Here is an 11989-nt window from a genome sequence, read left to right as displayed (position 1 = left end):
CGGCTTCGGAGCGGATCTGCGGTACTTGGCCAACGCTCTAGACCCGCCCATGATGGTGACGTTCGTACAGGGAACCGGCCTGGCCCACCCAGTCGTCCGAGACGATCCGGTCACCGAACCCGTCCAGGACGCAGCCGAGCCAGCCGACCCCGTCCTCGTCGAGGTCGGCGAGCTGGCGGAAGCTCACGATGCCAAGCGCATGCAGCCGCGCCTCCAGGACCGGGCCAATCCCGACGATCTCCTTAAGATTGTCCTGACGAGCGCCCTGCACCGCAGCGGCCGGCGGGAAGGAGCCGGATCCGCCGGACGCCGAGGCCAGCCTGGCCAGCGCGACCGAGCCCGGCAACGCACCGGGGAAGGTACCCGGAGAGGACGTACCCAGGGGTACAGCGCCCGGGGAGTGATGGTCCGGCTGCATACCCGGGACGAGCCGGGCGGTGAGCACCGGCACGGCGCCGGCAACAGCCGGATCTTCCTCGAGCAACTCGGGGACCTGGGCCTCCCGGACCTTGAGGGAACCGAAATCACCGGGGTCCTCCTCGGGGCTGGTGTCCCCGCCGCCAACGCCGGTATCCGGGTGACCTGCCGTAGCGGTCTCGCCGGCAACCGGCTCGCGGGCGAGCGGAGCGTCCGGACGGTTGGCATCCGCGCGGTTGGAATCCCGATAGCCGGAATCCGGGCGGTCCGGTTCGACGTGATCGACATCCAAGAGATCGGGTTTGGCGCGGTCGGCGTCCATGCGGTCGGAGACAGCCACCGGCTCCTCGGCCTCACTCATCTGGGCGAGCAGCCGGACCTTTTCCGCGGCCCACTCGGCCTGATGGCGATCAAGCCTGGTCGTCAGGGTGGCGACCTGACGCTGGGCGTGCTCGGCCTCGGTGCGTGCCATCGCCAGCCGGGAGGAGAACTTCGCGGCGCGTCCCTCGGCCTCGGCGAGCTGTGCCCGCAGCTGCGCGGCCTCGGCCGCGAGTGCCTGGACGGCCTCGGCATCCGGCACCACGGCCCCACCTGGCAGCACGGCTTCACCCGGCTCCTCGACCTCCGGCGCCCCGGTTTCAGCCAGTTCCTCGGCCTGCGCGAGAGCTTCCTCGAGCACCTGCACCCTGCGGCCGGCCACCGCGGCCTGCCGCTCGGCAGCGGCGACCCGCTGCTCGGACTCGGCCGCCTGCTGCTCGGCGGCTGCCAGGCGGGCCGTGAGCGCCGCCTTCTCCACCACCCACTCGTCCTGCTGGCGCTCGTCCTGCTGGCGCCGTGACCGCGCGCTCGGTTGCGTGACCGCGGCGGAGCCCGTGTCAACGCCACCGGCCGACGGTCCGACCTCAGCCTCGGCGACCTCGGCCCCGGCGGCATCCGGATCGTGGCCGCGCACACGCAATGCGACATGACCCTGCACGGCCTCACCGCCGGCCAGCTCCGGCTCGGGTGGACCGGGGGCAGCCGGGATGGCACGCCGTATCTCCTCGACCCGGCGATGTATGGGGCCGAGGAGGAACACCCATGTCAGCAGCGCACCGATGGCCAGCGCCGCCAGCATGAGCACCAGGATCTGGCCGGCGAGGTAGAGCACGAGTGATCAGCATCCTTCCCACGGTGCGCCCTGCGGAGATCCACACCGATACGGGTGACAGCCTCCGACATCGTTCGAGGATCCCATCATGGCCACGAAAGTCCTCCATGGGCGCACCGGACACATCCTGAATCCATCACAAAAGTATCGTGAAGCACGATTACGATCTTTCCGGGTGGCGGCAAACCAATACGCGCATGGCGCTGTCGACGCAGTCGATCACACCGAGTACGTTCACCGGCGACCCCGGCGGGAACATCTCCGAGGCTATCCCGTATAGAACCATTCCACAGCCATGTTCCGAACGTCCAGTTCCAACCGGACGACCAACAGGTGACGGGCGTGGTCTGAGTGTCCGCCACGACCGGAACAGCCCTGTCAAACAGCGCGACGCCACCGGAACCGGTACTGCACCGCCCGAACCGGACAGTCCCTCAGCCCATGTGGGGGTAGGCAACCCGTTGCGGCGGGTCGAAAGTCTCCTTGAGTACCCGGGGGGAGACCCACCGCAGCAGATTCAGCGCGGAGCCGGCCTTGTCATTGGTGCCGCTCGCGCGCGACCCGCCGAACGGCTGCTGGCCCACCACCGCACCGGTCGGTTTGTCATTGATGTAGAAGTTTCCGGCGCCGTACCGCAACTCGTCAGTGGCTGAGGCAAGCGCGCTGCGATCCCGGCCGAAAACCGCACCGGTCAGCCCGTAGGACGAGAAGTCCGCGACATCCCGCAATGCCGAGGCAAAAGCCTCTGAACCGGACCGATCCGGACCATCGTCGTAGATATGCACAGCGAGTATGGGTCCGAAGTACTCGGACGTGAACACCTCGTGCGCGGGGTCTGCGCACACGACAACCGTCGGCTCCACGAAGAAGCCGATCCCGTCGTGGGCGCCTCCACCGACCAGCACCGACACCGCCGGGTCAGCGCGCAGGCGTGCGAGCAGGGCCGACAGCCGGTCGAAGGCCCGCCGGTCGATCACTGCCCCGCCGAAAAGGCTCAGGTCGGACACATCGCCGTGGGTCAGCGCCGCGGTCTCCGCGACCAGCCGGTCACGCAGGCTCGACCGCCACAGCGAGGCGGGCAGGTAGGCGCGGGACGCCGCCGAGCACTTCTGCCCCTGGTACTCGAAGGCGCCCCGGACCAGCGCGACAACGAGCGCGTCCGGATCGGCGCTGGGGTGGGCCACGACGAAGTTCTTGCCGCCGGTCTCGCCGACCAGTCGCGGGTAGTCACGGTAACCGTCGATCCCCTCGGCGACCGTCCGCCACATCGTACGGAAGGTAGCCGTCGATCCGGTGAAGTGCACCCCGGCGAGCTCCCGGTGCCGCAACGCCACCGCCGAGACCGCCGCGCCGTCCCCGGTGACCATATTGATCACTCCTGGCGGAAGACCCGCCGCCACCAGCAGCGACATGGTGTGGTGAGCAGCGAGCTGCTGGGTCGGGCTCGGCTTCCAGACCACCGTGTTACCCATGATCGCCGGAGCGGTCGGCAGGTTCGCCGCGATCGAGGTGAAGTTGAACGGTGTCACCGCGAGGACGAACCCCTCCAGGGGACGGTAGTCCATGCGGTTCCACGTCCCGGCGGCCGAGGCCGGCTGCCCGGCGACGATCTCGCGGGCGGAGGCGACGTTGAAACGCCAGAAGTCGATCAGCTCACAGGCCGCGTCGATCTCCGCCTGGTAGCAGCTCTTGCTCTGCCCGAGCATGGTCGCGGCGTTGAGAGCGTCCCGCCACTGCCCCGCAAGGAGCTCGGCTGCCCGCAGAAACACCGCGGCCCGGTCTTCCTGGGACAGCGCCCGCCAGCCGGGGCCTGCCGCCAGCGCCGCGTCCACCGCGTCGGCGACGTCGCCGGGTGCCGCAGCCCGTCCCGCGCCCAGCACCAGCGCGTGCCGGTGCGGGGCCACGACCTCGAACGGCTCGCCGGCACCAGGCCGAGCCTCCCCCGCGATCATCAAGGGTAGCTCGGTAGGCTCCCCCGCCATCCGTTCCAGCGCCGCTCGCAGGCTGGCGCGCTGCGAGCTGCCCGGAGCATAGTCACGGACCGGCTCGTTGACCGGTTTCGGGACAACAACGACGGCATCCATCCGAACCCACCCTCCGACCGCTGGGAACGCTCGAGAAGCGGGCCGCCCGGCTCGCAACACCCCGTCCTCAAGCAGTCTCAGACCAGGAAACCCAGGCCTCCCAGCAGCGCGCAAGAAGCATGATCGCTCTACTGGAAAAAGTCCGCCAGCTCCTGCGTGGCATACCAGAGCAGCTCGTACCCGTCAGCGGCATCCACCACGAACGCCGCGTCGTCACCGCCGAAGTCGGCCTCCACGACCGCAGCCGCTGCCGCTGCAACGGCGGCCTCGGCGTCGACGTCGTCCACATGGACGGCCCGGACGGCAGCCAGGGGCACGGGCCTGCGGATCTCGACAACTCCCCGGTCAAGGTCGTTTCTGATCCGGACGTCGCGATCGTCGACGTCTACGGCGAAGACCACCCGCCGTCGAGGCACACTCGGGTCGGCGTCGAGCAGCCGCAGGCTCGCGCGAGCCGCGTCGAGGAGGAGCGCGTACTCCATCTCCTCGATGTCGGAACGGGCGTACCACTCCCGCACGGCGGGGGTGACCGCGAAGCCGAGTCCCACCGGAACCATCCGATCCGCAAGGACAACCCGAGCAGCCGACAGCGTTGACGGCAGGTAGACGCGCACGATGCCAGTGTGCCGTGAGGTGGTCGACGGCCTTTGCGCCGGGCGCGGCAGGGGCGGTAGAGGTGGCGGGTCCGTGCGGGGTCATCCTCGGGTGGGTCACACCGCGGGCAGGTCAGCCGGCGGCTGCCAGGTGATCGTCGACAGTGGACGTCCCGGTACTCGGACTCGGTACCCCGGCGGCTGCCATTGCCAGCGCCGCTGCGCTCGTTCGCAGCGAGGTCTGGAAAACCTCCTGCCGGCGGGTCAGGTCCATGACGTTGCCTCCGATGATCTTCAGATCCTCCGGTCCCGGACAGATCACCGTGACCTTCGTTCCCGCGGCCCGCAGCAGTTCGGTCTCCCGTACCAGCACCCGGGTCGCCAACCGCCGCATCTGGCGTTCGATCCGTGCCAACGCTCCCCGGGGCTGGTCGAAGGCTAACGAACAGGCGGGAGCGAGCACCAGGACCTCGTCGAGACCGGCGTTGATCAGCAGGTCCACGGACGTTGGCGAACGCGTTCCACCGTCGACGTAGGGTCGTCCGTCGATGACGACAGGCGCATACCACGACGGGATCGCGCACGACGCCATCACGGCCTCGGCGATCGACGCCCGGGGCGCACCCGGCGAGCCGAACACGACCCGCGTCCCGGTGTCGTAGTCCATCGCGACGATCCACAGCGGTGCGGGGGTCGGCCATGTGGTCACATTGGAACCCACGGAGGACACCAGATCACCGACGGCGGCCAACGTTCCACGGCCTTGCGGGAGCAGGGAAACCAAAGCCACCAGCGGGGTCACGCTGCGCGGGTGGCGAGCCGAGACGGCAAGCAGCCGACGGGAACCGATGCGCATCCGTGGCCGCGGGGGAAGGGTCGAACCGAGCCGGGTGTAGTCGAGGACCGGATCGCCGAACAGGGGCCGGCCGTACTCGGAGTTGACCATCGTTTCGACACTGGTGCCGAGGCCGATCAGAGCTGCCAGCACCGACCCGGCGGAGGTGCCGACAGTCATGTCCATGCCGCGGACGTCGATACCGGTTGATTCTTCATAGGCGCGGAGGGCGCCTATCATCCACGCCGACCCAAGCACGCCCCCAGCGCCCAGTATCAGTCCGCGACGGGGAAGCCGTCTGCCAGCCATCAGCCACCTCCTGCTGTGCGTCACGATCCCTGATACACGCCCTCCACCGCCGGTGAAGGGATCATGCCGGCGGTTCGGGACACAACATCCGCCGTGCACGCTCTCGTGGCTGGCCACCGCGCCATCTCGCCATGCGGCACCGTCAGGGACCGACGCTGCCCAGGAACCGACACCGTCGAGGTGACGATGTCAGGGCGTCCGGCGCGGCAACGTCCTACTCGGAGGCCTCCTCCTCACCGAAATTCGTCTCGAGCACGCCCCATCCCCGCAGCCGTTCGGAGAACTCCTGCGGGGTGGTGTCGTGTAGGAGGGCCAGTGCCCTCAGATCGCCGTCCCGGATGGACAGGACCTGCCCGGCGTAGTCGTCGCGCTGGCGCTGTATCTGCGCCACCCAGCGACGCACCAGCGCGGACGAGTCAGGCGGGGCCTCAGCGAGTTTCTTCAGGTTGAGGACGGTGCGGTGCCGGTGCTCGCGCGGAGGCAGCGCCTCCTCCTCCGGCAGCAGCGCCGAGACCGGAACGCCGTAGAACGCGGCAAGTTCCGACAGCTGGTGAACGCTGATCATCCGGTCGCCGCGCTCGTAGGAGCCGACCGCCGCGGTCTTCCATCGTCCGCGTGACTTCTGCTCCACGCCTTGCAACGACAATCCCTGCTGGATCCGTATGGCCCGGAGACGAGCTCCCACGGCCTTCGCGTACTCCCGACTCACCCGATACACCCCCCGTCGCCTCAACAGAGCACTTGGTGATCATTTATTGCTCCCACCACTGCGGTGACGCAGGTGCTCACACTAACTGAACGTTACCCGAAAAGGATAGCTACATTTGATTAATGCAAGTAGTGACCCTTCTGTCACGATCACTACTTCTCGTAAGATCACTTCCCTCGCCAGGAGTGAAATCCACACGAGCGGCGTCCGCTCCACACTCCGAACAGCGAGATGATTGCGAACCGCTATCTTATCCCTACGATCAGTCACCCAGACAGACTGCCCAGGAACCGCAGTCCGTAACCGTTCCGCTGGACGATTAAAGAAAGATTTCTCCGTAAAAACGACATTTCCGGCACAGTCAGGTCGCCTTTATCGGTCACGCTTCGTATAGGATTGGCGGGAGGGGCTCTACGAGACCAAGCGGCAACCGGACCCCTGCACAGACCGTTTGCGACGACCTCCGCGGTCCCACCGGCGCGGCCCCACCGGCGCGGATCGTCAACGGCGGGCGGTCGAACGTCGGCGACGTCCGCGCACCGGGCGCCCCGCCACCCGCGCGGCCAGTTCGCTGATCGCCAGCCTGGCCGGCGACTGCGCAGCGACGTCCCGCAGCAACTGACCGGCAGCCTGCGCGGTGTCCATCGCCGCGATGTCGAGCGGTATCAGGGCCACCGGTTCCATACCGACATGGCGCACCATCGCCCTGGCGACCTCACGGCGGGCGTCCTTACCGATCGCCGAGGCGCGCAACCGGTTCACCACGATCCACGGATCCGCACCGGGCACGGTTTCGCGCAGGTCGGCCAGACCGCGGACGAACCGCACCAGCCCGACCGGTTCCGCGGACGCCACGGCCAGGACGGTGTCGGCCGCGCCGAGTATCACCTGGGTCGCGCCGTTGCGCCGCGGAGCGGAGGTGTCGAACGACAGCTCCTCGTCCATCTCCAGGCAGAAGCCGCAGTCGACGACAACGAAGCTCGCCAGCCGTCGCGCCAGGGCGAGCACGACCTCCACCGACGCCGGACGCAGCTCCGGCCAGCGCGACGGACGGGCGATTCCCGGCAGGATCCGCAGCCCCCCGCCAAGGTCCCGGCACAGCACCGCCAGCCGGGGGACGTCGAGGGTTCCCTGGTTGGCCGCCCGGGCGGCGGCGGCAAGCCCGGGTGCCTCCTCCAACAGCCCCACCAGCTGCCCGATCGCTGCGCCGTAGACGTCTGCGTCGATAAGCAGCGTCGGCATACCCATGGCGGCGAGTTCGGCGGCCAGACACAGAGCCACGGTGGTCCGGCCCGGCGCACCGGTCGGCCCCCAGACGGCGATCACCCGGCCGTCACCGGGTTCGGGAAGACCGTCGGGTACCGGCTGGGCAGCCACCGGCGTCAACGCGGCAAAACCGGCCATGGGCTTGCTGTACGCGGCGGGCAGCATCCCGGAACTATGATCGTCATTGGTAAGCGCCCGGACCGCCTCCACCACGGCCGACGCCACGACCTCGGCCGTCGCGTCGGTCGCGATCACCGTCGCGACGCCAAGCTGGCGCAGCCGGCGCTCACCGTCCTCATCCCCAGGCGTGATGAGCCCGACCACCGCAACCCCCGCCACCGCCAGGCGGGTCAGCGCATCCCGATCCAGGCGGCGCAGGTCCGCCGACAGCAGCGCCGCCCGCGCCGCACCCGTTGTCGCCGCGGCGAGCAGATCGGGCAGATCGACACACCGGCGGACCACCGTCACCCCGAGATCGCGGCGGTCGAACGCCGTGACGAGCCCCGACTCGACGACCGAGTTGGTCACCGCGGTCAGGATCGGCAGGCTCATTGCCCGAATCCCGGCACAGCGGTCGGGCCCACCGCGCCGACCTCGCCGCGGGAACCTCGCTCGAGCTTGACGACGTCCACCCGTTCGCTCTGGGACGCCGCCACCGCATTGATCGCCAGCTCCACCGGCACCCGTAACGTCAACGAGTACGAGCCTGCCGTCAATGTCGCCCGTGCGATGAACTCGACGTCGTGCAGCACAAGGATCTCCGTGCTACCACTGCCGCTCTGCGTGAGCGGCGCCGGCCCAGTCGGCTGACCGGCAGCCTGCGCCGCACCCGCACCCGCACCCGCAGCCCCTGCGGCCGCAGCACCTGCAGGCGCCATACCCGACCGTTGCAGGACGAAGACGTCCACGTGATCGCCTGGAGTGAGCGCGGGTGCTCTGCCGTCCTTGACGACGATCGCGACCAGCCGGGTCGGGCTCACGGTGTCCCGCACGAAGTCGGCGCCACTGAGCAGTTCCCCGGCCGACACCGGGCGGGCGAGCATCGCCCCGACCAGCGCTGAACGACGCTCACCCGGAAAATAACGATCCGCGGTCGTCGAACGCAGACGTGCCGAGGTCGTGGTGAGGTTGGCGGCAACCACGACATGCCCGGCTGGAAGGTCCACGGTTGCCGCCACCCAGTCGTGGCTGCGGTCGGCGGTCGCGAACAGGCGGGCGCCTACCACGACCGACACCAGCACCAGCAGCACACCGACCAGCAGACGGGAGTCCCGCCAGCGCGGCGGGGTGAGCCGGCGGGCCGGTGGCGACGGCGGGGCGGCCGGCTTCTCCGAAACCGCGACAGCGGGCGTGAGGCCGGTCACCGGCGGACCTCCTGTAGCTTGTGCCCCTCGAGGCCGGCCGGCGGCGGCGATGTCGTGATCGCGCCGTCGCGGCCGAGCAGGAGCTGCTGGCGGGCGGACAGCGGGTGGCCCGGCGCAGACCGGATGACGGACATGTCCGACGCACACCCTGATCGCTGAGGGTACGTGGTCTGCAACGGCGGTCTCGGACGAGGGCCTTCCGGATCGCCGGATCCGGGCCGGAACATCCCTCCTCCGGATCAACATGGCTCGATCACCGTCCCCACGTCGCCACTTCACGATCTCCTCATCCGGATCGCCGGCTTCGGATCAGCGCCTCCGGATCACCGCTTCACGCCGCTCGGTCCCTCGGCACCACGACCAAGATCTGATTTCAGGCTGCGATCAGTGGTCCGAGCCCCCGAGTCACTGGGGTCTCGAATCCCCGAACCTCCAGTGACCCAGGGCGCTTGGGCCCCGGCGCGAGAAAAACGTGACCGCACTGCTTTTGGCCTTCCAGGCGAACAGCACCTGTTATCCACAAGTAGAGGCATTCACAGGCGATCCGAGCCTGCAACTCTGATACACAGGAGACACGACCCATCCATCGCCAGGGAGACAGACCGATGAACGAGCGTTTCCTTCAGCTCAGCGATGTGGCGGAGATCCTCAACATCTCGTCGAGCCAGACGTACGCGCTGGTCCGCTCAGGTGAGCTCCCCGCCATCAAGATCGGCGGACGCGGACAGTGGCGAATCGAACGCACCGAGCTTGAGGCGTACATCCAGCGGGCATACGAGCAGACCCGCGCATTCGTGCTCGCGAACCCCCTGGGCCGGGGCGAGGCGCTCCTGGAGGAGGAGCTCCCCGGACTGCACGGCTAATCGGGACCGGGACCTAGTCGAGACTGGGACCGCCCGGACCACCCGGACCGCCCAGATCGGCTTCCGGACCTCGGATCCGGCAGGAACCCCGAGTGCGAAAAAGCATGATCGTCGCCTTTGAGCTTCCAGGACCGTCGACGATCTTCCGCGGAAGAAAAGCGGATCACACGGTTCGACGGACGAACCCGATCGCGGCCAGCGGAATGGTCCGCACAGCGCGTACCGACCGCGCCCTGCGGAACTCGTCGTCCGGATGCTCGGCCACCTCGACGAAGTCCACCCCGACCCGGTCGATCGTGCCCCGCACCGGGGTGCCATCCGACAGCACGACCGAACACGATGAGCGATCCCGCACCACACCTCGCAGGACGTAGCGCAGATCCAGCCGAACCGCCAGCGGATCCTCATGGCCCGGCTGAGCCGACAGCGAGGCCAACCCGTGCACCCACAGGACACAGCGCAGCGGCAGCAGGACTTCATGAGCCGCCGGCTCCCGCAGGAGCATCCAGTCCACTCCCAGCGCGGTGAGCCGTCCGGCCAGGACACCGCCGGATTCCCGCCCAGCTGCCTGGACACCCACACGCAGCGACGATCCGATCGCCGGACGCAAACGGTCGATCAGACGCAGATGCGCGGCCTCGCGCCGGCTCCTGTCCATGAGCTCGGAGTCGAGCTCAGCCGCCTCGGCCGCCTCCCACTGCATCTCAAGATCAGCAAACAGTGCCTCCCAGCGCACCCGCCCCCCTTTGTTCCCAGGCACCGGTCCGTGTTCCCAGGCACCGGTCCGCCGGAAGAGCCGACCGAACACCCGCTGAAGCGACACACCCAGCACAGAACGAAGCGAACCGGATACGCCAACACAGTCCATGCTGGTCGAGCCAGAAGGCCGGAGGCAGTGCGATCATGCTTCTTTGGCGCTACCGGAGCCTGGATTCCCGGGTCGCTACGAGGCTGACATGAGCTGGTCCGGCGTGTCCAGCCAGAAGGTCCGGCCGTCGAGCGTGACGGCTCACGCCTTCCCCGCGCCTTCGCACATCCAGAGGGCCGAAGGCAGTGCGATCATGCTTCTCGCGCGCTGCCGGAGGCCCAGGTTCCCGAGTCACCGACAGGTCACTGCCTCGTTCCTCCCGCCATCGGTCACGACAACCTTCCCGCTGCCGCCGCGCCATGGGCAGGCTTCCGAAAGACGCGACCGCACCGGCGGCCACCATCTCGACGAGGACGGGCCCCGCCCCCCGAACCCCGGCTCTTCCTCCGGCGTAGAAGGAGTGGCCGCTGACGGTCACCAGGGCCGGGTGCGCGACGATCGTTGCGGGCACGGGTTCCGGGGGTCGCCGGGCCCCTGCACGACGAGCAAACCACCTAATCAAGGTTGACATCAACTCTTTGGAGGATTACACAAGCAAACGTAGTCAAACAAAGCATTTCAAAAAGATCGATCGGACCAGCGGACCGCAGGTAGCGTGATCATGCTTTTCTCGCGCTGCCGAAGGACCGAGTCCCCGGGTCACTGGAGTTGCCGATGTCAGCCGTCCGGCGCCTGCTCGTCTTCCTCGCGGGAGCGGTCGCCGCAACGACACTGACGATCATCATGGTCGAAGTCGGGCCGGGGCGGGCAGATCTTCCGTCCGGGCTCTCGGCGGTGCCCGACTGGGTCGAGGCCGATCCCGAACACGCACTCACGACCGTTGTCGGCCTCGCCGCATGGGCCTGCCTGCTGTGGCTGTGCGTGGGGTTCATCCTGGGCGCGCTGGCTGCGCTGCCCGGCATCGGCGGGCGGGCCGCGGCAACCGTCGCCCGCCGCATCCTGCCCCGGGCCCTGCGCCATATCGTCGAGGTGGCGCTCGGCATCACCCTTGCGGCAGGGACCGCCGCCCCGGCATTGGCGGTGAGCCCGACAGCGGTCACCGGACCGGCCACCGTCACGGCCGCCGTGTCCTCGACCGCCTGGCCGGACGTCGACCCGTACGACCCATCCCCTCCGTCCGCGATACCTGCAGGTACTCCAGGTTCATCCATAAGATCATCAAGCCCGGAACCGACCGGATCTCCGGCGGACGTATTGGCCACCACGCCGTCTCCCGCGAACCCGACCAACCCCGCATCCTCGCCAGTGCGCTCCGTCCCCGCCCCCACGCCTGTCATGTCGATGTCACCCGGCGTCCAGGCGCCCTGGCCCGACCCGTCGCCGGGCAGCCGGGTCCAGGACAGCTCCATGGTTGTCGTGCTGCGCGGCGACACTCTCTGGACGATCGCGGCCCGCCACCTCGGAGCGGATGCGACTGCCGAGCAGATCGCGCAGGAATGGCCACGGTGGTGGGCTGCGAACAAGCACGTGATCGGCTCCGACCCCGACAGGATCCTCCCCGGACAGCACCTACAACCGCCCCACCCCCGGC

11 protein-coding genes are annotated in these 11989 nt (G+C 68.7%); 2 read left to right on the top strand and 9 right to left on the bottom strand.

Annotated features, from left to right (window positions below; translation table 11 throughout):
* Positions 1-37: 37 nt before the first annotated feature.
* The 8 genes from CV1CTNOD_RS09960 to CV1CTNOD_RS24610 form a co-directional block, all read right to left on the bottom strand.
* Positions 38-1567: a hypothetical protein gene (locus tag CV1CTNOD_RS09960; protein WP_131785838.1), complete on the bottom strand. Its 1530-nt coding sequence runs from the start codon at positions 1565-1567 to the stop codon at positions 38-40.
* Positions 1568-2001: 434 nt separating this feature from the next.
* The gene (pruA, locus tag CV1CTNOD_RS09955; protein ID WP_131785837.1) at positions 2002-3651 is read right to left on the bottom strand and encodes an L-glutamate gamma-semialdehyde dehydrogenase; all 1650 of its coding nucleotides are present in this window, start codon (positions 3649-3651) and stop codon (positions 2002-2004) included.
* Positions 3652-3779: 128 nt separating this feature from the next.
* On the bottom strand, positions 3780-4265 hold the full coding sequence (locus CV1CTNOD_RS09950; protein WP_131785836.1) for a DUF6912 family protein: 486 nt from the start codon (positions 4263-4265) through the stop codon (positions 3780-3782).
* 112 nt (positions 4266-4377) lie between these two features.
* Positions 4378-5388 (bottom strand): patatin-like phospholipase family protein, encoded by a 1011-nt coding sequence (locus CV1CTNOD_RS09945; RefSeq protein WP_131785835.1) that lies wholly within the window; start codon positions 5386-5388, stop codon positions 4378-4380.
* A gap of 214 nt (positions 5389-5602) precedes the next feature.
* Positions 5603-6097, bottom strand: a complete 495-nt coding sequence (locus CV1CTNOD_RS09940; RefSeq protein WP_131785834.1) for a transcriptional regulator — start codon at positions 6095-6097, stop codon at positions 5603-5605.
* A 501-nt stretch (positions 6098-6598) separates the two neighbouring features.
* Positions 6599-7915 carry an AAA family ATPase gene (locus tag CV1CTNOD_RS09935; protein ID WP_131785833.1) on the bottom strand — a complete coding sequence of 439 codons (1317 nt, stop codon included), beginning with the start codon at positions 7913-7915 and terminating at the stop codon, positions 6599-6601.
* Positions 7912-8727: an SAF domain-containing protein gene (locus tag CV1CTNOD_RS09930; protein ID WP_131785832.1), complete on the bottom strand. Its 816-nt coding sequence runs from the start codon at positions 8725-8727 to the stop codon at positions 7912-7914. Before CV1CTNOD_RS09930 ends, CV1CTNOD_RS09935 begins: the two co-directional genes overlap by 4 nt.
* Complete coding sequence (locus CV1CTNOD_RS24610; protein ID WP_165485421.1) at positions 8724-8861, bottom strand: hypothetical protein; 138 nt, start codon at positions 8859-8861, stop codon at positions 8724-8726. The genes CV1CTNOD_RS09930 and CV1CTNOD_RS24610 overlap by 4 nt, the downstream gene beginning before the upstream one ends.
* Positions 8862-9332: 471 nt before the next feature.
* On the opposite strand from CV1CTNOD_RS24610, the gene CV1CTNOD_RS09925 reads away from it, so the two are divergent.
* Positions 9333-9590, top strand: a complete 258-nt coding sequence (locus CV1CTNOD_RS09925; RefSeq protein WP_131785831.1) for a helix-turn-helix domain-containing protein — start codon at positions 9333-9335, stop codon at positions 9588-9590.
* A 163-nt stretch (positions 9591-9753) separates the two neighbouring features.
* Here the strand turns inward: CV1CTNOD_RS09925 and CV1CTNOD_RS09920 are convergent, their stop codons facing one another.
* A complete protein-coding gene (locus CV1CTNOD_RS09920; RefSeq protein ID WP_131785830.1) occupies positions 9754-10326 on the bottom strand; it encodes a hypothetical protein in 573 nt (190 codons plus the stop codon).
* Positions 10327-11112: 786 nt separating this feature from the next.
* Between CV1CTNOD_RS09920 and CV1CTNOD_RS09915 the strand changes: the two genes are divergently transcribed.
* Positions 11113-11989, top strand: an 877-nt coding sequence (locus CV1CTNOD_RS09915; RefSeq protein WP_165485420.1) for a LysM peptidoglycan-binding domain-containing protein, incomplete at its 3' end; no start/stop codon positions are given.

Source organism: Protofrankia symbiont of Coriaria ruscifolia (assembly GCF_900634745.1).
In the GTDB taxonomy this organism is placed as follows: domain Bacteria; phylum Actinomycetota; class Actinomycetes; order Frankiales; family Frankiaceae; genus Protofrankia; species Protofrankia californiensis.
Note: the sequence above shows the minus strand (reverse complement) of the source record. Positions and strands in the feature narration are given on the sequence as shown.

Excerpts from the sequence above, each read along its gene's own strand:
- pruA (WP_131785837.1), bottom strand. The coding sequence starts at position 3,651 with ATGGATGCCGTCGTTGTTGTCCCGAAACCGGTCAACGAGCCGGTCCGT.
- CV1CTNOD_RS09945 (WP_131785835.1), bottom strand. The coding sequence starts at position 5,388 with ATGGCTGGCAGACGGCTTCCCCGTCGCGGACTGATACTGGGCGCTGGG.
- CV1CTNOD_RS09935 (WP_131785833.1), bottom strand. The coding sequence starts at position 7,915 with ATGAGCCTGCCGATCCTGACCGCGGTGACCAACTCGGTCGTCGAGTCG.
- CV1CTNOD_RS24610 (WP_165485421.1), bottom strand. The coding sequence starts at position 8,861 with ATGTCCGTCATCCGGTCTGCGCCGGGCCACCCGCTGTCCGCCCGCCAG.
- CV1CTNOD_RS09925 (WP_131785831.1), top strand. The coding sequence starts at position 9,333 with ATGAACGAGCGTTTCCTTCAGCTCAGCGATGTGGCGGAGATCCTCAAC.